A 20,382-nucleotide genomic window follows, 5' to 3' on the forward strand; every position below is an offset into this window, starting at 1 on the left:
GTTCCTCTTAAATAAGGAATTTCACGAGAGGTTTATTTTATATGCCGCTTTTCGAAAAATATTTTCGAGTATCTTCACGTATTTGTTCGGGTAAGACACGAACAAGCTCTTCAAGGATATAAATATATAGCGAATGTTTGAATTATCCTACTCACTAATTTTATTTATTGTAAAATAAAGAAAAAGGAGGAGTGTCATGATGACTTACTGGTTATGGCTCTTATTTAACGTCATCATTTGGCTATTTTCCCTTATTTATTTCAACCAAAGTATAGAGGAAATGGCAGTAGTCTTGTTTGGGACGGCACTGTACTTTGCAATTTTCTTCTTCCTACCGTTAGTCAAACGTAAACCCAAAATGACACTATCACTACTATGTATAAATGCAATTATCGCAATCGCTACATTTTTCCCTGATGTTAATAGAGGATTTAACCCCTATATTATTCTCATATTAACGCTGCTGATTGGAGAAGGGCTATATCGCTTGTCATTACGTTACAGCTTGGTGCTGGGGGGAATCATTGCTACAGGGTTAATCACAGCTAATTTAAGATCGGATTTGTTACCAATCATTCAAATATGTATTGTTATCTATATGAGCATCCTGTTTACTGCAATGGTTTATTATAAAAAAACAAAGGATCATACAGATGATCTCGAAGTTAGATATGATACGCTTCTGAATGAATATCGAAATATGAAGAGACGTATTGTTTCAGAGGAAGCCTTAACGAGACAAGAGGAGCGCATGTTAATTGCCCACGAAATACATGATTCTGTAGGTCATAAGCTTACTGCTTTGCTTATGCAGTTGGAAGTATTTCGTATCCATGCTTCCGAACAAGACAAATCTCAAGTTCAATCGTTGAAGGAGCTAGCAAGCGCCAGCTTGGAAGAGACAAGAAGTGCAGTGAGATCCATAAAAACGAATGAACCGGGTGGGCTGCCAGGAATTTTGCGGTTAATACGTAAATTGGAAATGGAAAATTATATGCGTATTCACTTTTCTGTAAAACATGGTGCTTTTACAGCACCGCTGACGGGTGAACAGTCTTTCGTCATCTACCGATCTGTACAAGAGGCTTTAACGAATATAATGAAGCATAGTCATACAAGGGAAGCAGAGATTATGTTCGAAGCACCAGGAGGAAGCATTTTCCGTTTTGAAATAAGTAATCCAGTGACAGATAACAATCGATATCAGGAAGGGTTTGGGCTTACTTCTATGCGGGAGCGGTTAGAGAAATTAGGCGGGAATTTGGATGTTTATAAAACAGAGGAGCAATTTATTGTAAGTGGCTTTTTAAGAATTGGGTATGGGGGATTAGGATGATTCGGATATTACTGGCTGAAGACCAGGTGATGGTCAGGCAAGGATTAAAGCTGATGATTGAGTCGGATAAGGAAATGAAGGTGGCAGGGGAAGCGGACAATGGCAAGGAAGCGATCCTTCTTTGTGAAAAACAAGCGTTTGATGTTGTCATCTTGGATATTCGCATGCCTGTCATGGACGGAATTGAAGCTGCTAAAGTCATTCAATCCCGCTGGCCGAGAATGAAAATAATCATATTAACGACGTTTGATGATAATCAATATGTACTTGAGACGTTAAGAATAGGAGTCAGTGGGTACATTTTGAAAACCGGAGATACAGATGCCTTGCTCCGCTCCATCCGAAGCGCTTTAACTGGAGGATTGTCGATTGAGGATCATGTGGCTGCGAAGGTGATACCCATCTTAATGAAACAAGGGGAAAAGAATGAGGCTGACCCTTCGTTAACTCCAAGGGAAAAGGAAATATTGACATGTATTGGAGAAGGTCTCAGCAATGGAGAAATCGCAGAAAGATTAGCCATATCGGTTGGAACCGTAAAAAATAACACGAGTCAAATTTTGAATAAATTAGATTTAAGGGATCGGACACAGTTGGCAATCTATGCGATTCGTCATGATCTAGTATAAAGGTATAAAGAAATGATTGAAGTAATGGATAAAACCGAACTTCGTGACTGAGGACAGTGGCAACGCTGTTCCTTTTTTTGTACATTAACAACAGATAAATATTCAAATGAAGGAAGGTGAAATCATGCTCGAAACGATAAAATTGAGTAAAGTATATAAGGAAAAAAGAGTGGTTGATGAGATTGATTTCTATTTAGACGAGGGTGAGTCTGTTGGATTGCTTGGGCCCAATGGAGCTGGGAAATCAACGACTATTTCCATGATCTCGTCTTTGCTAAAACCAACATCAGGTGATGTGAAGCTTAATGGGAAAAGCATCATACAAGATCCATCTGAAATCAGAAAGGTTCTGGGTGTTGTTCCACAGGAAATTGCCTTATATGAGGAGCTTTCGGCATATGAAAATCTGGCGTTTTTCGGGAAAATTTACAAGGTTAAAAAGCAGGTATTAGAGAAACAAATCCAAGAAGTGCTTGAAATGGTGGGATTGAGAGATCGGCAGAAGGAGCTTGTTAAAACATTTTCCGGCGGCATGAAGAGAAGAGTGAACATTGCAGCAGCATTATTGCATCAACCCAAGATCCTCATTCTTGATGAACCAACTGTCGGCATTGATCCACAATCAAGAAATCATATTCTAGAAACCGTTCGCAACTTAAATAAGGAATACGGAACAACTATTCTTTATACAAGCCACTATATGGAGGAAGTAGAGCAACTATGTAATCGTGTCTACATCATGGACCATGGCAAGGTGATAGCATCTGGCAGTAAATCTGAGCTACTAAGTATTTTATCTAGTGAAGATACCATACATGTGCAGCTTAGCAAAACAAGTGATTCATTAATAGAAACTATAAAATCAATGGAATGTGTACGTCGAGTTGATGAGGCTAGTGATGGTATTCGAATCATATCTAAAAAGGGAAGTAACCTCTTAGGTGACTTAGTCCATGCCTCAGAAAAAATAGGCAGCCAGATTACTCACTTCCAAATGGAAGTACCTAGTCTTGAAGATGTATTTCTACATTTGACTGGAAAAACGTTGAGAGATTAGGAGGAATGGGAATGGGTTCTTTTTTCAAAAAAGACGTATTGGTGTTCTGGAGAGATCGTAAAGAGATTCTAATGGCGTTGTTATTACCGATTGTACTTATTGTTGTATTAAACTTTGCCTTTTCTGGTCTATTCAATAAAGATGGAGCTTCTATAAATATAGACGTGGCCATTGTGCAGGAAAATGATGAGTCTATCGGGTTGGAACATAGTCTTGTCCACGATTTGTTTAGTGATCCGGAATTGAAGCAATGGGTTAACGCACAGGAATTAAGTGAAGTGGAAGCAACGGAATTATTGGAGAATGGTGAGTTGGATGCCATCATTAGGGTTCCTGAAGATTTCACGTATGAGAGGCTATCTTCGCAGGTGCTAGGTGAGGAAGCGGGAAGTACATTAACGATTCAAGCAGAGGAGCAATCATTGGAGGTTACTGCACTTCAAGATATCATTGATAATTTCATCAACACCCTTAATTTGCAGTTTGCACTAGGTCAAACAGCTGGGGTTGGAAGAACAGAACCAGAATTGCCGCAAGGGGGAAGAGAAGTCGTAGAAGGGGTTGAGACATATAGTCCTTCACAATATTTTACAATAGCTATTAGTACACTTTTCGCATTGTTTATGGCACAGACGGTGGCGATGAAAACAGTCACAGAGAAGCGAGAACGCGTGTTTAATCGGATTATATTGACGAATAGCCATCCTTTACATTATTTAATGGGAAAAACACTTTCCACCTTTTGGCTGACCTGGGTACAGATGATGATTACATTTACACTTACTCAATTGTTGCTAGATGTGTTTCCTGGGAAATCAGCAGTATTTTGGCTTGGATTAATTCTAATGATCACTGCGTTTGCCTTAACCGTTGCCGGGCTCTCTGCGATATTTACAACAATCACCTTAAACCTAAATGATTTAAATGCAGCAAGTGGACTATTTACACTGATTATTATGGTGTTGGGTGTCCTTGGCGGCAGCTTCTTTCCGATTCAGGGATTTCCGGAGTTGATTCAGAATATTGGAGAATGGATACCGAATGGACTAACACAGACAGCACTGATTGAATGGATTCAGTTCGCTAATCCGCTCGATTTAATTTTACCATGCAGCATCCTTATCGGATATTTCATTGTCTTTATTGTAATGGGTATTTCATTCTTTCCTAGAAGGGGGAGGATCTAATGCTCCCAGTTTTTATGGCACAATGGCTGAAGGATAAGCGGAAACCGTTCACCATTATATTATTTATTGGGCTAAGTATTCTGGCGACGGTTATATTTGGTGATACATCGCAATATACACAGACCTCTGTTGCAATTTTTAGTTCCGGACCCAGCGCTGAGGAAATTGAAGAAAAATGGGTGGATTTATTAAATGATAGTGATGCAATTAAATTTGTGATTACAGAAGAAGGGAAAGCGCGTGAGGAAGTTGCAGAAGGAAGAAGCGATGTGGCAATTCTCTTGTTGGAAAAGGATTATCGCTTAATTACATCATCTAATATGGTTAACATACAACTTGTCGAGCAACAAGTTCATAAAGTATTTGCTCAAGAAGCACAGCTTGCAGCGGCGGCAGGTACAGAGAATACGGCTAAATTAAGAAATGAAGTAGAAATTTATTTGGAAAATCCACCATTAAAGGTTCAAACACAATCACTTAATGGGGGAGAAATTCCGAATCATAATATGGGAATCCAACTCCTATTTGGATTTACTCTATTTATCGTGATGTTTACTATTGGATTTAAAGTGAATGGGATCACTGCGGATAAGGTGAATGGTGTATGGAACCGATTGATCCTCTCACCAGTAAGTAAGACAGCTATGTATGTAGGACATTTGTTTTATAGTTTTTGTGTTGGTTTCTTTCAAATGCTGATTGTTTTTCTCATCTTTGAGTATGTAATGGACTACGACTTAGGTAATTTCCAGATGATACTAACCATAGCTGCTGTGTATACATTAAGTATGGTTAGTTTGGCAATGTTATTTACTGGAATCGCCAAAACACCGGAAAAGTTTAATATGATATTTTCTTCTATTGTTCCGATTATTCCGGTCATCAGTGGAGTATATATGGCGCCAGGTTCAATCAGCAACCCTATCCTTGTGTTTATTGGAGACATTTTCCCATTGTCTCACGCAGTGGATGCGATGTTGGATGTTACTCTGTATAATGCAGGTTGGAGTGACATTGCTTTGTCTTGTTCCATCATGCTATTGATTGGTGTTGTGTGCATGGGTGTAGGAGTCAATTTGGTAGAGCGAAGTAAAAGATGACAATGAAAATAGTAGATCCCGCTTTTGGGGTTCTGCTATTTTCATTTTTTCGGCAATTTCAAGACTTAATTCTAGCAAAAATCTAGATTAAGTCTTGTTTTTTTGTGTTTCCAGGAACTGATGGATGGAGCCCCACTAATTACCGGATTTAAAATTATCAGATAATAGTATATATTTTAATCTATAAGTAATTGTAACGCACCATAATATGGTTATAATTGAGATAGAAAAGGTGTGTTACAGAACGTGCCTTGGCTTGGTGCGATGGCTAATCGGGAGCGCTTACATCCCTTCTGTAAACTTCAGGGTGAGAGGATGGTTATAATGAACAATAGAGAGACTAAATCAGACGTTATCTTAATTGGTGCAGGAATCATGAGTGCGACTTTAGGGACATTTCTGAAAGAATTAGTACCAGAATGGGAAATTAAAGTATTCGAGAAACTTGAAAATGCAGGTGAGGAAAGCACCAACGAATGGAATAATGCAGGAACAGGACATGCGGCATTGTGCGAGCTTAACTACACTGTCGAAAAGCCAGACGGATCTATAGATATTAGCAAAGCTATCCATATTAATGAACAGTTTCAGCTATCCATGCAGTTTTGGTCTTATCTTGTAAACAGCAAACTGATTAGTAATCCACAGGACTTTATTATGCTATTACCTCATATGAGTATGGTACTAGGGGAACAAAATGTAACTTTTTTAAAGAAACGTTTTGAAGCGATGTCAAATAATCCTCTGTTTCAAGGGATGGAATTTTCCGATGATCCTGGGAAACTGATGGAATGGATCCCGCTTATTATACGAGATCGTCTATCGAATGAGCCTATAGCGGCAACAAAAATTAACTCTGGTACGGATGTTAACTTTGGCGCTTTAACGCGATTGTTGTTTGACCACTTAAAGAATAACAATGTTGATATTCATTACAACCATAAAGTTGATAATATGAAACGTAATAGTGATAGTTCGTGGGAATTGAAAATAAGAAACGCCAGCGGTGCCGTCGAACGCCACACTGCTAAATTCGTCTTTATCGGAGGTGGGGGAGGAAGCCTTCATTTACTGCAAAAATCCGGTATCCCTGAAGGGAAACATATTGGTGGATTCCCGGTAAGCGGAATATTTATGGTGTGCAATAATCCAAATGTTGTAGAACAGCATCATGCAAAAGTATATGGCAAAGCTAAGGTGGGAGCACCTCCAATGTCTGTTCCGCATCTTGATACTAGATTTATTGATAATAAAAAATCGTTGCTATTTGGACCGTTTGCCGGCTTCTCACCAAAGTTTCTGAAATCTGGTTCTATGTTTGATTTGATTACTTCTATAAACCCGAGTAATGTTGTAACGATGCTCGCAGGAGGCGCCAAAAACTTGTCTCTGACCAAATACTTGATCGAGCAAGTGATGTTATCGAAAGAGAAGCGCCTAGAAGAGTTACGAGAGTTCATCCCGAGCGCCAAAGGCGAGGATTGGGACTTAGTAGTAGCGGGCCAACGTGTGCAGGTTATCAAAGATACTGAAGCTGGTGGTAAAGGTACACTTCAATTTGGTACGGAAGTTATTTGTGCTGATGATGGCTCGATTGCAGCATTACTTGGTGCTTCTCCAGGTGCTTCTACTGCTGTTCACGTTATGCTTGAGGTACTTGAAAGATGCTTCCCAGAACATATAAAAGAATGGGAACCGAAAATAAAAGAAATGATTCCTTCTTATGGCTTGTCACTTTTGGAGAATCCAGAGCTTCTGCATGAAATTCAAACTTTAATAGCAGAGTCGCTTATGCTAAGTGCAAAAGAATTGGTTTATAGTTAATTCTTTGGATATAGAAAAAATACTAAATGAAAACAATAAAACGTAGAATCTTTGATCTATCTATAGATTGAAGATTCTTTTTTTTTTGAAAAATTGAGCGGGCCAGACAAAGAGATGAGCAAGAAAGGACAGGGCTGGTTTTAGTGGAAATTATCAAATATATGTGGGGAATTTTTAGGTGCAACTAGAGGTTGCACCCTGATGCACTTAGAACTAGCTTTACTTTAACTACATACTTCTTTAATAATGAAATTATATGGAGAGGCGTTGAGAGATATGATTTTTAGTGAACGTTTAAAAAGAGAAAGAGAAAAAAATGGCTGGTCACAAACAGAGCTTGCTGAAAAGATTCATGTTAGTCGCCAGTCAGTTTCCAAATGGGAGACAGGCAAAAACTATCCCAATATTGAGGTAATCATCGATTTGAGTGATTTATTTGGTATTACTATAGATGAACTACTAAGGAGTGATGAAGAGTTGAAAGAGAAAGTAATTCAAGATGGTAAGCAATTAGCATATCCAAAGTGGAAGGTTTTGTTTGATAGTGTGTTTTTATTAGGTACATTTTTATTAGTTTCAAAAATAATCATTATCGCTTTAAATCACTTTGTTGGTACAAATATTCTTATACTAGAAGGTTTACCGAAAGTAGTCACCAATTTTTTACCACTAATTTTAATGGTAATGGGTGGCATTGGCAGTGATCAATTGAAAAATAAATATATTTAATTTTATCTGTAAAATTTTTTGCCTCAATGGAATTCATGGTGTCGATTTTTAAAAGATGTAATTAAAAAGGGATGTCACCTTGATTTAGGAGACATCTCTTTTTGGAATTATAAGAACTTATAAGTTTCACTTGATAAATTTTTATTTCGTATAGTTATCGAAGTAACCTTGGATATAGACAATTGGTGTTCCTTTGTCCCCACTTCCAGAAGTTAAATCTGATAATGAGCCAATGAGGTCCGTTAGTCTACGAGGGGTAGTACCCTGCGCTTCCATTGCACCAACTAGGTCATCACTTTTATTCTGAATATATTGAGAAATGGCTTGTTTCAACTCTTCTCCATCAAGATGAGAGAAGTTGTTATCTGCTAAATATTTCAATTTCACTTCATTAGGTGTACCGTCAAGACCTTGAGTGTAAGCGGGTGATACAACAGGATCCGCAAGCTCCCAAATTTTACCTACTGGATCTTTGAATGCGCCATCGCCATAAATCATGACTTCAACTGTTTTTCCAGTAACTTCTTTAAGTTTTGCTTGAATACCGTCAACTACGGGTTGGCAGTTGTTTGGAAATAATTTTATGCTATCTTCCGTTGCTTTATTGGATCCAAGTAGCCCATAAGCTTCGTTAAAGCCACTACCGTTAATTGACTCTGTAAGGATATCATCGAGTCCGTATACTTTTTCTGCACCATTATTTTTTAGGATCCGTTTTGTACGGAAGCGAGAGTGAATATCACAAGTTAATACATTTTTTGTATAGTCTAAAATTGTTTTAGGATGGTTAGAGAAGACAACCTGGCAAGTTACACCTTCAGCTTCGATTAATTCCTTATAATATCCGATATAGTCAACACCTGTGAATGGATGTTTGATATAACCGAAATGCTCACGGAATTCAGCTTCAGATAAAACATCGGTCCATGGATTTATACCTTTAGCATCCAGTTCATCGATGTCTACAAGGTGGTTACCAACTTCGTCAGAAGGATAACTTAACATTAGGACTACACTCTTTGCCCCTTTGGCAATACCACGTAAGCAATTTGCAAATCGGTTACGACTTAGAATTGGGAAAATAACACCAACTGTTTCATCACCGAATTTTGCCTTTACATCTGATGCAATATCGTCAATTGTCGCATAGTTTCCTTGTGCGCGAGCTACAATTGATTCTGTTACGGTGACAACGTCACGATCCTCGATCGTATAACCTTCATTCTTGGCTGCATTTAATACAGTATTAACAACAATTTCTTCGATGTTATCCCCTTTGTGAATGATTGGACCTCGAAGACCACGAACTACTGTTCCAACTACTCTTTCCAATATAATCGCTCCTATCTATATACAAGTATGAACTAGAAATTAAACACTATAAGTTTACTATACCCCTCTAAAGTGATATAAGTAAAATTAATATTTATAATATCTAATATAAGGAGAGCTTATGTGATTGCGAAATTGGATGTATACCGGATATTTAACATCGTTAGTCAGAATAAAAGTTTTTCTAAAGCTGCACAGGAATTATATATGACACAATCAGCTGTTAGTCAAGCGATCTCGAAGTTGGAGAAAGAATTAGAAATTCAGCTTTTTTATCGAACGCCAAAGGGAATTGTATTAACAAATGAAGGGGAATTGTTAAATGAGCATGTTAACTCTGCCTTAGGGATCATCAATGTTGCGGAAGATAAACTAATAGAAGTAAAAGGATTAAAGACAGGACAATTGCGTATCGGAGTTGGCGATACAATCTCTCGCTATTTTTTATTACCCTATCTGGAAGAGTTTCATCTCAAGTACCCTGGAATTAAATTAAATATACTAAATGGAACAACAACAGAAATCTGTGCTTTTATTAAATCCGGGAAAGCGGATGTTGGGATATGTAATTTACCATTCAATGATGAATATCTTGAAGTCATACCCTGTAAGGAAATTCAAGATATCTTTGTCTGTGGAGAAAAATACAAAACAATAACATCAAAACCAATCAGTTTAGAATCTCTAATGAAAATGCCACTAATATTCCTAGAAAAGAAATCAAATTCACGAATGGTTGTGGAGAATTTCTTGAAAAAGAGAGGTTTACATGTTTCACCTATGTTTGAACTTGGATCACATGATCTACTATTAGAATTTACTAGAATAAACTTAGGTATTTCGTGTGTCATAAAAGAATTCTCGAAAGATTATTTAGAAAGAGGAGATTTATACGAGGTAATGCTAGAAGAGAACATTCCCCCAAGAAGTATTGGGATATGTTATTTAAAAAGTGTTCCGTTATCACGTGCTGCGAAGAAATTTGTAGATAGTATCTATTAAAATGGTAATTAGTGGACCTAACAGTAGGCAGTGGGATGAATATTTGTACCTCTGGGCATGTTATGAAAAAAAACATCAAGGGAGTGCATCAGAATGGCAAGAAGAAAGAGAAGATATGTTGTGCCAGGCGTGGAAGAGGGAATGCAAGCTTTCAAAGCAGATGTAATGAAGCGCGAAGGATATGCCGTTGATCCGAATCGACCTGACGATGTGAAATATGAAGTAGCTAATGAACTTGGCGTACCACTAAAGCAAGGTGACAATGGAGGTCTGACTACTGAATCGGTGGGTCATATCGGCGGTAAAATTGGAGGGACCATGGTTCGGGAAATGATCCGTCTTGCCCAAGAGCAATTAGTGAACAAGGAGCAACCATAAGAATTCTAAGACAGCGAAATCAGCTATCTCATATTCTGCGAACAGTCTAACTAAAGACAAGCGCAACCCTTCAAGGGAGCCCGGTTGTCTCGGTTAGGCTTTTTTGTATTTCCTATTATATGGGTAATATCTTATGCCAATATAATAAAAGCCTTACTTCAGATTGTTACACTAGTGAGATATACTAGGATAGAAATAAGACATCATAAGAAAACAACTAGGAGGACATCATGAAGCTCAAAAAGGCAATAGCAATTATTATTTGTTTTACGTTAGTATGCACTGTTCTAACCGTGCAATCAGAAGTATCTGCGGCATCTTCTTATGAAAGCATTGACTCAATCACATTGAAGGAGTCACCCACCTCTATCGGTGAAGGATGGACGCTAGATTCATCCTATAGTTCCAATCCGCCTTACGCTTATGCAAAAGGGAATGGGGAATATATCGCGGTAGGCCCTTACGGAAGTGTAATGAGGTCAACGGACGGACGGAATTGGAAGGCATTGTCGAAGTTCGGTAATTATCAACTGACAACCATCGCTTGGGATGGAACAAAATATGTTATGTTTGGTGCAAACACGGAGTATGAAAATGCAGCCAATCATGCAACATCGGAGGCTTTTATTTCCACCGATGGGCTACAGTGGAAAAGGGTCAATTTTGACCTGGGTGAAGCGATCCATTATCTTGTCTGGGGCAATAATAAATTTGTTGCTGTAGGTCGAGAACATGTGTTCACATCCAGCGACGGGGAGAATTGGACTCAAACCCTTACACTTGAGGTTCAGTATGGCTCGCATCCGATTCAATATGTGAACGATACATACTTTATTTATGGCTATGAAGAAAAGAAGGTTTACACTTCAAAGGACGGTTTGAAATGGACAGGCAAGGCCCTTGACTCTAAAGCCAGTATCAACGATATGGTATGGGTTAAGGATCATTACTTAGGAGTTGGTAACGGAATTTATACTTCGAAGGATGGGGTAAGTTGGACGAAACAAAGTAAATCACCAGCTAATGTCCGTTTGAGCTCCATTGTAACAAATGGGAAAGTCTATATTACTGTTGGAACTGATGAAAGCAATAAAAATTGGTCTTACACCTCTACCGATGGGGTGACTTGGAAGAAGTATGATCCTTCCAATCTACAAGTGAATATCTATGCTATGTACCCTGTTGATGGCGGATTTGCAGGGATAGGTTCGAATAAGTTGCAAAGCCAAATCGCTGATGGTACTTACGCCATCTATACGAAAGATGGGATTAACTGGAGTTATAAGTTAGCGGGTACATCTATGGGTGGCGACTTCGGTGGGATTGCTACGAATGGTAAAAGAACAGTAGCTGTGGGTCTGCAAGCAAGCATTGTATACACAGACAATGGAGTGAATTGGCATAGTGCTAATCCTTTCACATCTGATGAACGTATAGGTAGAACTAATCTGTTTGATGTTGCATGGGGTGCCAACAAATTTGTAGCCGTTGGTAACGGTGGAGTCTACGTATCCTCTAACGGAATCAGCTGGAAAAAGGCTAAAGTTAGCTTCAGCAGCGAATATGGGAGCTTAAGAGATATATTATGGACAGGGAAGTTTTTTGTTGCATCTGATCAAGTGAATGGAGTATATACTTCTAAGGACGGACTTTCCTGGACTAAAGTAAATAGCGTAAGCGATAATTGGCTTACCTCAATGGTGTGGGATGGAGAACGAGTGATTGCTACATTCCAGGTATATAACAACGGTAATCAGTATACCAAAATTATGCAGACGAAGAATGGAAGAGACTGGTCTATGCTAGCAAAGCTAGATGTAATCGTAGCAGAGCTAGGCTGGAACGGAGAACGTTATATTGCATACTATCCGTATAATTCATCGATAATGTGGATATCGAAGGATGGTAAGCAGTGGAGCAAAGCTAATGTGAATCTAGACGATAACGATAGATTCGAATTTGTTAAGTCTTTTGATGGATACTTCTTTGCTTTCAATGATTCGCTACAAGAGGTGAATGGAGATTATACAACCTATAATGCTTATTACACATCAAAAGATGGCCTTCAGTGGAAGGAGGTTGCTATTCCAGACAAGTATTCAGGCCAAGAAATTTTCGGTAATGAAATGATGTTAGATGGCATTGAAGCATATGGGAAATATATATTCGTAGGTGCATATGGGCAGATAATGTATACAGATGAATTGCAATTAGGGATTTAATTGTTATTCATATAAATGGAGAAGAGTTGACGACTTCGAAGGAACTGGGTAAACCGTATGTACCACTGAAAATTATTGGAGCAGCCCTAGATTACAAAATCGCTTGGGATCCCACAATAAAAAGTGTTACCTTCGCAAAAGAAGGTAATGCTTAAGATATCATATTTGCTACAAAAAAATGCAGCCCCTTGTCAAATTGGGGCTGTATTTTTTACATTTGTTTGTATGCTATTGAACGTATTATGTCAATCATTTTAGCAATATACTTGTGTTAGAAATCCAGTCTTATTTAGTGCATATGCACAATAATATTCATTGAATTATCAATTGTTAAAAGGCCATAATGCAAATATAATGAAAACGTATTCAAGATAAATGGGAGTTGTAAAAATAACAAAACATCATGATCAACCTTAGGAGGGTTTGAAATGGCAGCAATAGAAATTAGCTGGATCGGCGCTTTAGCTGGACTAGCTTTAGCTATCGCATTAATTTTGTTTAAACTGGCACCAACGTATGCATTGATTCTAGGAGCAATTGTCGGTGGATTTATTGGAGGGGCTAATTTCTCAGAGGTAATTAGCATCCTAATTTCCGGAACACAAAGTGTTCAAGGTACCGTTATACGGATTATCGCTGCCGGTGTATTTGCTGGTGTGATGATGGAATCTGGATCAGCGGGAACCATCGCGAAATTTATTGTTGATAAACTCGGTGGAACGAAAGCCATGCTGTCGCTTGCATTGGCTACTATGGTTATCACAGCGGTAGGGGTATTTATTCCAGTAGCCGTATTGATTGTTGCACCAATCGCGTTGTCCGTAGGCCACAAAATGGGATATTCCAAGATTGCCTTGCTGGTGGCTTTATCTGGTGGTGGGAAAGCGGGTAACATCATTTCTCCCAACCCGAATACCATTGCAGCTGCAGGCGGATTTCAACTCGATGTTAACCAAGTGATGATTGGCGGAATGGTTCCTGCTCTTTTCGGATTAGCAGTTGCGGTTATCATTGCATCATTAATTAAGTATAAAGGCACTAAAGTAACGGATCTTGAAGCCGCAGAGTTGGAAAAGAGCAGTATCACGAATCTCCCACCTTTATCTAAAGCTCTAGTAGCTCCGGTAATCGCTATTGTTCTTTTGATGATTAGCCCGGTTGGTTCGATGCTAGGCGTTGATTTCCTCGCAAATCTTAAAATTGACTCTTTGTTTATTCTGCCATTTGCCGGCATAGTTGGCTCCTTGGCATTAGGTAAGACAAAGGAAATAGTGAATTATTGTACAGCCGGTTTAAATCGAATGACACCAACAATTTTGATTATTATTGGTGCAGGTGCCATTGGCGGACTGATTACAGCGTCAACCCTCCCAGCAGAAGTTGTTGCTCTTGTAGAAGCAACAGGCATTTCCGGAGTCTTTCTTGCACCTATAGCTGGCATATTGATGGCAGGAGCGACAGCATCCACTTCAACAGGTGCGATCTTGGCTACGGGCTCATTCTCAACTGCAATATTAAATACAGGGGTTGCCCCACTATCAGCTGCAGTTATGACCCATACCGGTGCTACGGTAATTGACCATTTACCACATGGAACTTACTTCCACGTGACACGTAATGCGATGGGCATGAGCATGAAGGATCGAATGAAGGTTGTCCTGTTTGAAAGTATGGTCGGCATAACGATGGCTATAGTCGCAGTAGTTCTTTTCGGATTTATCTTATAAAAGGAATGGGGAATCATTTATGAGTAAAATATTTATGCTAGCTCCTGATTCGTTTAAAGAAAGCATGACGGCAAAACAAGTATGCGAAGCTATGGAAATGGGTATTAAAAGAGCGATACCAGACGCGGAGTGTATTCATGTCCCTATGGCTGATGGTGGTGAAGGCACCGTCCAGTCATTGATAGATGCAACAGGTGGTACCTTGATACAAAAAGAGGTGACCGGGCCACTTGGCACACCGGTTCTAGCCACCTACGGTATTCTGGGAGATGGCAAAACAGGTGTGATTGAAATGGCATCAGCCAGTGGAATTCATCATGTTACGAAGGAAACCAAAAACCCTTTAATTACGACGACCTTAGGAACGGGTGAATTAATTAAGGATTGTATTGATAGAGGCATTACTGACATCATTCTAGGTATTGGCGGAAGCGCAACGAATGATGGAGGTGCAGGGATGGCTAAAGCGCTGGGGTATAAATTCCTGGATAAACAAGGGAATGAGTTACAACTTGGCGGAGGAAATCTACATGAGTTGGTTAAGATCGATTCTACGGAAGTACTTCCGCAATTAAAAAGTCTTAATATCTTGGTAGCTTCAGATGTAACCAATCCATTGTGTGGAGAACGAGGCGCATCCGTTGTTTTTGGTCCGCAAAAGGGAGCCACTCCTGAGATGGTTACATTGTTGGATGAAAATCTAAGACACTACAGCAATGTTATAAATCAACAGCTTGGAATCGACATTGTGGATGTACCTGGTGCAGGTGGTGCAGGCGGCCTTGGCGGCGGACTAATCGCTTTTACCAACTCTACAATGAAAAAGGGAATTGAAATTGTAATCGAATATACGGGATTGAAAGAAAAACTGCAAAATGTAGATTACTGCTTTACAGGAGAAGGGGGTATCGATTTTCAGACGAAATTCGGTAAAGCACCTTTCGGAGTTGCCCAGGCAGCTAAAAGTGTTAACAGTAATATGAAAGTGATCGCCTTGGCAGGTTATGTGGGCAAAGATATTGAAAGCTTGTACGATGAAGGATTTGATGCGATATTTGGAATTGTTCCCGGAGCAGCAGATATTAATACCCTCCTGGCGCAAGGTAAGGAGAATGTTGCCCGTACATCTGAAAGTATTGCTAGATTGTTAAAATAATCATCAAGAGGGCGTCCCATTAGTCTAATGTGGATGTCCTCTTATTTTATTCGATTAATCAGCATAAAAATGAGTTCTGTGAGCTCTAATATATCTTTGGGATCTTTGCCTGTAATGTTATGAATTTTGTTTAACCTGTAGTTTAAAGTATTCCTGTGGATCATTAGTTTGTTCGCGGTATCATTAGCATTGAGATTACAGTTAAGGTAAAGTTGAAGTGTTTTTATCAATTCCTCATTTTTTTCAAGTAAGAGAGCTAGCCGTTCTAATCTAGTATCATTTTTTAGTAGATTTGCCATATCCACGATGAACTCACATTTCGCATAGTAGATCGTTTTTTCGTTGGAATAAACACCCTTCAGTACACGCATAGCTGATTTGGCCTGTAAAAGTCCGTTAGAAATTGTGTCATTCATATTACTGATGGAGATGAAGGCATCCGGATACTGATTTCCAATGGTTTGTTGCAGGGTCGCTTCAATCTTATCCGTTTCCTGAATGATTATACATAGCGAATATTTGGATATTTTAAAAGAAGATAAGCTATTTGTGAGTTCCTGAGTAATCTCATTAGGAGATTCCACATAAATGACTTGAGATGGCTTAGTTAGCTGAATACCATAGGTTAATGCCTGATTTATTAATTCACTTGTATAGATGGTGTCCGAATTTATAATTAAGTTAAAAAACTCTTGTTTCAAGTTGTTTTTTAAGTTCTCTTTTTCCAATGCGATACTATGATCAATTAATAAAATAACAGCTGACTTTACAAGGTTTCCGAAGGGCCTCGTTTCTCTTACTTCGCCGCTGATTCCGACCACTCCGACAATAATGCCATTCAATTCGATGGGTAAGTTAATACCCTTCTTCACGAACTCCTCATCATTGTTAATCTCTACAGTTTTTCTTTGTTTGATTGCTTTCACCGCACCATGATGTAGCGTACCGATCCTCGTATTATTTCCACTGCCAATAATAATACCTGTGTGATCCATAATATTAATATTATAGGGAATATCCTTCATCATTCTATCAACAATATTTTGGGCCTGATGATGCGTCAACTCATACATAGCTGGATCTCCTTCATAATCATTTCTCAATAGTGTAAGTACCTCAATCAACAGATCACTTGTAAAATTATATCAATAACTATTTTACGGGTCTATGATTATAGCTGAATTGGAGTAGTTATTTATTTCCACCTTTTTGTGTAGTAGGAGTATAATTAGTGAATGAAAGTGTACCCTACAGATAGTAATTATTTTGAATTTAAACAATAAAAGAAAGGATACACGATGACAAACAGAGATGAAATATTAGAAATAGGATGGAATATCGATAATAGTTATGCTCGCCTGCCACAATTGTTCTTTAGTAGTGCTAATCCAACGCCTGTGAAATCACCTAATCTAGTCATATTCAACGAGCAGTTGGCAACATCCATGGGATTGAACGCTAAAGCGCTGCAAAGTGAAGAAGGCGTAGCAGAGTTGGCTGGCAATCGGATTCCCGCTGGGGCCACACCTCTTGCTCAGGCTTATGCAGGTCATCAATTCGCGCATTTCACCATGTTAGGTGATGGTCGAGCTGTACTGTTAGGTGAGCAAATCACTCCTCAAGGTGAGCGGTTTGATGTACAGCTTAAAGGTTCAGGTCCAACGCCATATTCCCGCCGAGGTGATGGCCGAGCAACACTTGGACCGATGTTGCGTGAATACATCATTAGTGAAGCCATGTATGCACTGGGTATTCCGACTACTCGTAGCCTCGCGGTCGTGACAACGGGTGAGTTGGTATTTCGTGAGACTAAATTAGAAGGTGCTGTTCTTACTCGTGTGGCTGCCAGTCATTTGCGGGTAGGTACTTTTGAATATGTCTCACAATGGGGCAGTGAAGAGGATATTCAGGCTTTGGCAGACTATACAATACAACGACATTTTCCAGAACTTATAGAGGTGGAGAATCGTTATCTTTCTCTACTTCATGAAGTCATTAAGCGTCAAGCTATGCTGATTGCTAAATGGCAACTCGTTGGCTTTATTCATGGAGTCATGAATACCGATAATATGGCTATTAGTGGAGAAACGATAGATTATGGTCCTTGTGCATTTATGGATTCATATGATCCTGCAACGGTATTTAGTTCCATTGATCGGGAAGGTCGCTATGCCTATGGAAATCAGCCGTATATTGGTGGTTGGAATCTTGCACGGTTTGCGGATGCTCTAGTGCCATTGCTCCATGAGAATCAACCAGAAGCAGTCGATCTAGCTCAGGGTGCTTTAGAAGAATACGCTAGGCTGTATTATGAAACATGGATGGCGGGGATGAGAGCGAAGCTTGGCATGTATAACGTAGAAGAACAAGATGAGTCTCTTATCAAAGATCTTCTTAGTATAATGCATAAGTATTCTGCGGATTATACCAATACCTTCCTTGCATTAACTTTTAATAAGGTGGAGGATACGGTTCTGTCAGGCACCCCAGAATTCACTTCATGGTATAAGTTATGGCAGGAGAGATTAGACAGACAGCATGAATCAAAAGATACGGTACATCAATTGATGCGAAATAGTAATCCTGCGATTATTCCAAGGAATCATCGGGTAGAAGAAGCGTTAGAAGCCGCTGTAAAAAGTGGAGATTACAGTGTAATGGAGCAGTTACTTGAGGCTCTTGCTAATCCCTATGCTCACTCACCAGAACAGGTTGCTTATGCTACACTACCTGAGGAGTCCGCTTGTTCTTATCGAACTTTTTGTGGAACATGATATAGAATTTATTGGTATTCCATCTGCTATAGGGTATATAACTCTACAGTAGATGGCTTTTTTTTGCACATTAATTTCCAAAGTATATTTCGACCTCATCTTTCTAACTCTATATTGTGGAATCTACAAGATGAGAACTGTATACAAAGGAGAGTAACAATATGAGGGGATTAAGAGTTCGGACTTTAATGGTAGGGCTTATGTGTATTTCGATGTTGGCGTCAGCTTGTGTTAATAATGGAGGACAAGCTGCACAGGAGCAGAACAATCAGAAAACGCAGAAAACACAGAATGCACAGAATAATCAAAATGTGCAGAAATTAAATGTACAACAATCAACTTCTGAGGCAGACACAATCAACAGTGGCTCAGAAACAGCAGCAATACAAATCATAAGTCACAATAAGAATTCTTATGTTCCTTTGGGTGAATTAGTGAACGTGCTTGAATTGAATTCTGAATGGGACGAGGGGACACAAACCTATAGTATTGGTGAGATTGATGTTGTTTACAAAATGAAAGTGAATTCAAAAAATGCGGAAAAAGCAGAAGAAGATGTATTATTAACCCGTGAACCGATCATGGTAAACGATAAACTACTTATTTCATTAGAAGACATTCAGCTGTTCCAAGAATACATGAACTACGATGTTAATGATCAACAACTGATTATTTATCCTAGTTATACTGATGCAAATAAAGATATCAACGATGCCAATCATGATTTAGATTTCAGTGATGACGCTGAGGATCCTGCGGGTGGCAATGATGACTTTGAAGGAAATGCACCGGATATTGAGGGGACAACACCCCAAGATAATGCAGTATGGATTCCTTACACGAATAATGAAAGTGTAACCGTCTTTACTCGTAAGAATGTGAATGCCAATAAATTAATCGCTACAGGAAGAAAATATATGGGAGTAAAATATAAATTTGGTGCGTCGAAATATTCTAAATCGAAAAGGTTCGACTGTTCTTCTTATGTCCAACAACTGTATAGAGCTTATGGAGTTCAATTGCCAAGAACGGCAAGAAATCAAGCGAAGGTTGGAGTTTCTGTAAGCAGAAAAAACCTGAGAAAGGGAGATCTTCTATACTTTTACGTACCAGGAAGATTTAAAACTAATAAAACAGTAGGGCATGTGGGAATTTACATTGGTAATAATAAAATGCTGCATTCCTCACCAAAGCCTAAAAACGGTGTGCAAATTACGAATATTAATAAAGCCTATTGGAAGAGAACATATATAAGTGCAAAACGAGTTATCAAATAAAATGATTTGAAGCGTGAAGGAGTAACACATAAGGATTGCTCCTTCACGTTTTGATTATAAGTGAAATATAGCCTGAATGAATAGAAAAATACATATCACTCTCCAATCACAGCATGAACTTCCATGCCACCACCAGAAGTTTCAGTTGGGCCCAGCAGATCATGACTGACACAGCAATAATGAGAATAAAGAACAGTAGCAATACAAATTTCATTATTCGTATCCGTCTTCCGTCTGGTCGTTGGCGAACTCTACTGGAAGAGTTGGCTGATGGTTTAATCATCAGCCGAATACCAACCACACAGCTGGTAGCTATAATCATAAAAAGCATTAAGGTTGCTACTCGTTCTGCAATAAATGGGATCAAGGCTGTCTCTTCCGGTCCTGGGTTAGTCTCTATAAACCAATCGTAGCTAACAGCAACGGATACAGAAAGAATCAATAACACAAATAATAACTTCCAATACCCGTCGAATAGTTTGAAGTATGGCCCTGGTGGGTTCTTTTTCTGTTCCCGGCGCATACGGCCCGCGGCGTTCCTTCGGTCGATCATCGCTCGTTTGGATTTCATGTCTGCTTGTCTCCTCCCGTCCTGTGTACTTATGAGTACTATCAAGAATAGCACAGTGTGGGCGATCATATCACAAAATCC

Annotated in this window: 18 protein-coding genes; 15 read left to right on the forward strand and 3 right to left on the reverse strand. The window is 39.1% G+C overall.

What is annotated here, in order from left to right:
* Positions 1-196: 196 nt before the first annotated feature.
* The 7 genes from LPB68_RS12620 to LPB68_RS12650 all read left to right on the forward strand — a co-directional run bounded on the left by LPB68_RS12620 (position 197) and on the right by LPB68_RS12650 (position 7,862).
* Positions 197-1,336, forward strand: a complete 1,140-nt coding sequence (locus LPB68_RS12620) for a sensor histidine kinase (RefSeq protein ID WP_068660660.1) — start codon at positions 197-199, stop codon at positions 1,334-1,336.
* On the forward strand, positions 1,333-1,965 hold the full coding sequence (locus LPB68_RS12625; protein ID WP_068660658.1) for a response regulator transcription factor: 633 nt from the start codon (positions 1,333-1,335) through the stop codon (positions 1,963-1,965). The genes LPB68_RS12620 and LPB68_RS12625 overlap by 4 nt, the downstream gene beginning before the upstream one ends.
* Positions 1,966-2,089: 124 nt before the next feature.
* Positions 2,090-3,022: an ABC transporter ATP-binding protein gene (locus LPB68_RS12630; RefSeq protein WP_068660656.1), complete on the forward strand. Its 933-nt coding sequence runs from the start codon at positions 2,090-2,092 to the stop codon at positions 3,020-3,022.
* 11 nt (positions 3,023-3,033) lie between these two features.
* Complete coding sequence (locus LPB68_RS12635; protein ID WP_068660654.1) at positions 3,034-4,209, forward strand: ABC transporter permease; 1,176 nt, start codon at positions 3,034-3,036, stop codon at positions 4,207-4,209.
* Entirely contained in the window at positions 4,209-5,309 is a 1,101-nt protein-coding gene (locus tag LPB68_RS12640) for an ABC transporter permease (protein WP_068660653.1), read from the forward strand. The genes LPB68_RS12635 and LPB68_RS12640 overlap by 1 nt, the downstream gene beginning before the upstream one ends.
* 324 nt (positions 5,310-5,633) lie before the next feature.
* Positions 5,634-7,133 (forward strand): malate dehydrogenase (quinone), encoded by a 1,500-nt coding sequence (mqo, locus tag LPB68_RS12645; protein WP_068660979.1) that lies wholly within the window; start codon positions 5,634-5,636, stop codon positions 7,131-7,133.
* Positions 7,134-7,409: 276 nt separating this feature from the next.
* Entirely contained in the window at positions 7,410-7,862 is a 453-nt protein-coding gene (locus tag LPB68_RS12650) for a helix-turn-helix domain-containing protein (RefSeq protein WP_068660651.1), read from the forward strand.
* Between the two features lie 141 nt (positions 7,863-8,003).
* Here the strand turns inward: LPB68_RS12650 and LPB68_RS12655 are convergent, their stop codons facing one another.
* On the reverse strand, positions 8,004-9,194 hold the full coding sequence (locus LPB68_RS12655) for a coenzyme F420-0:L-glutamate ligase (protein ID WP_068660649.1): 1,191 nt from the start codon (positions 9,192-9,194) through the stop codon (positions 8,004-8,006).
* A gap of 123 nt (positions 9,195-9,317) precedes the next feature.
* On the opposite strand from LPB68_RS12655, the gene LPB68_RS12660 reads away from it, so the two are divergent.
* The 6 genes from LPB68_RS12660 (at position 9,318) to LPB68_RS12680 (ending at position 15,679) form a co-directional block, all read left to right on the forward strand.
* Entirely contained in the window at positions 9,318-10,196 is an 879-nt protein-coding gene (locus LPB68_RS12660; protein WP_068660647.1) for a LysR family transcriptional regulator, read from the forward strand.
* A gap of 93 nt (positions 10,197-10,289) precedes the next feature.
* Positions 10,290-10,574, forward strand: a complete 285-nt coding sequence (locus LPB68_RS12665; protein ID WP_068660645.1) for an alpha/beta-type small acid-soluble spore protein — start codon at positions 10,290-10,292, stop codon at positions 10,572-10,574.
* A 230-nt stretch (positions 10,575-10,804) separates the two neighbouring features.
* Positions 10,805-12,796, forward strand: coding sequence for a beta propeller repeat protein (locus LPB68_RS12670; protein ID WP_068660643.1), 1,992 nt, complete (start codon positions 10,805-10,807; stop codon positions 12,794-12,796).
* Positions 12,797-12,822: 26 nt separating this feature from the next.
* Positions 12,823-12,951, forward strand: coding sequence for a stalk domain-containing protein (locus LPB68_RS23895; protein ID WP_157756228.1), 129 nt, complete (start codon positions 12,823-12,825; stop codon positions 12,949-12,951).
* A 273-nt stretch (positions 12,952-13,224) separates the two neighbouring features.
* Positions 13,225-14,523, forward strand: a complete 1,299-nt coding sequence (locus tag LPB68_RS12675) for a GntP family permease (protein WP_068660641.1) — start codon at positions 13,225-13,227, stop codon at positions 14,521-14,523.
* 19 nt (positions 14,524-14,542) lie between these two features.
* Positions 14,543-15,679, forward strand: coding sequence for a glycerate kinase family protein (locus tag LPB68_RS12680; protein ID WP_068660639.1), 1,137 nt, complete (start codon positions 14,543-14,545; stop codon positions 15,677-15,679).
* A gap of 41 nt (positions 15,680-15,720) precedes the next feature.
* On the opposite strand, the gene LPB68_RS12685 is transcribed toward LPB68_RS12680, so the two are convergent.
* Positions 15,721-16,752: a CdaR family transcriptional regulator gene (locus LPB68_RS12685; RefSeq protein WP_068660637.1), complete on the reverse strand. Its 1,032-nt coding sequence runs from the start codon at positions 16,750-16,752 to the stop codon at positions 15,721-15,723.
* A 225-nt stretch (positions 16,753-16,977) separates the two neighbouring features.
* Between LPB68_RS12685 and LPB68_RS12690 the strand changes: the two genes are divergently transcribed.
* A complete protein-coding gene (locus LPB68_RS12690) occupies positions 16,978-18,453 on the forward strand; it encodes a protein adenylyltransferase SelO (protein ID WP_068660635.1) in 1,476 nt (491 codons plus the stop codon).
* Positions 18,454-18,614: 161 nt separating this feature from the next.
* The gene (locus tag LPB68_RS23425; protein WP_068660633.1) at positions 18,615-19,730 is read left to right on the forward strand and encodes a C40 family peptidase; all 1,116 of its coding nucleotides are present in this window, start codon (positions 18,615-18,617) and stop codon (positions 19,728-19,730) included.
* A gap of 106 nt (positions 19,731-19,836) precedes the next feature.
* On the opposite strand, the gene LPB68_RS12700 is transcribed toward LPB68_RS23425, so the two are convergent.
* Complete coding sequence (locus tag LPB68_RS12700) at positions 19,837-20,301, reverse strand: hypothetical protein (protein WP_068660631.1); 465 nt, start codon at positions 20,299-20,301, stop codon at positions 19,837-19,839.
* Positions 20,302-20,382: the final 81 nt, after the last annotated feature.

The sequence above is a fragment of the Paenibacillus crassostreae genome (assembly GCF_001857945.1).
Classification (GTDB): domain Bacteria; phylum Bacillota; class Bacilli; order Paenibacillales; family Paenibacillaceae; genus Paenibacillus_AQ; species Paenibacillus_AQ crassostreae.

Excerpts from the sequence above, each read along its gene's own strand:
- LPB68_RS12650 (WP_068660651.1), top strand. The coding sequence starts at position 7,410 with ATGATTTTTAGTGAACGTTTAAAAAGAGAAAGAGAAAAAAATGGCTGG.
- LPB68_RS12685 (WP_068660637.1), bottom strand. The coding sequence starts at position 16,752 with ATGTATGAGTTGACGCATCATCAGGCCCAAAATATTGTTGATAGAATG.
- LPB68_RS12680 (WP_068660639.1), top strand. The coding sequence starts at position 14,543 with ATGAGTAAAATATTTATGCTAGCTCCTGATTCGTTTAAAGAAAGCATG.
- LPB68_RS12630 (WP_068660656.1), top strand. The coding sequence starts at position 2,090 with ATGCTCGAAACGATAAAATTGAGTAAAGTATATAAGGAAAAAAGAGTG.
- LPB68_RS12690 (WP_068660635.1), top strand. The coding sequence starts at position 16,978 with ATGACAAACAGAGATGAAATATTAGAAATAGGATGGAATATCGATAAT.
- LPB68_RS23425 (WP_068660633.1), top strand. The coding sequence starts at position 18,615 with ATGAGGGGATTAAGAGTTCGGACTTTAATGGTAGGGCTTATGTGTATT.
- LPB68_RS12675 (WP_068660641.1), top strand. The coding sequence starts at position 13,225 with ATGGCAGCAATAGAAATTAGCTGGATCGGCGCTTTAGCTGGACTAGCT.
- LPB68_RS12620 (WP_068660660.1), top strand. The coding sequence starts at position 197 with ATGATGACTTACTGGTTATGGCTCTTATTTAACGTCATCATTTGGCTA.
- LPB68_RS12665 (WP_068660645.1), top strand. The coding sequence starts at position 10,290 with ATGGCAAGAAGAAAGAGAAGATATGTTGTGCCAGGCGTGGAAGAGGGA.
- LPB68_RS12635 (WP_068660654.1), top strand. The coding sequence starts at position 3,034 with ATGGGTTCTTTTTTCAAAAAAGACGTATTGGTGTTCTGGAGAGATCGT.
- LPB68_RS12640 (WP_068660653.1), top strand. The coding sequence starts at position 4,209 with ATGCTCCCAGTTTTTATGGCACAATGGCTGAAGGATAAGCGGAAACCG.
- LPB68_RS12670 (WP_068660643.1), top strand. The coding sequence starts at position 10,805 with ATGAAGCTCAAAAAGGCAATAGCAATTATTATTTGTTTTACGTTAGTA.
- LPB68_RS12700 (WP_068660631.1), bottom strand. The coding sequence starts at position 20,301 with ATGAAATCCAAACGAGCGATGATCGACCGAAGGAACGCCGCGGGCCGT.
- LPB68_RS12625 (WP_068660658.1), top strand. The coding sequence starts at position 1,333 with ATGATTCGGATATTACTGGCTGAAGACCAGGTGATGGTCAGGCAAGGA.
- mqo (WP_068660979.1), top strand. The coding sequence starts at position 5,634 with ATGAACAATAGAGAGACTAAATCAGACGTTATCTTAATTGGTGCAGGA.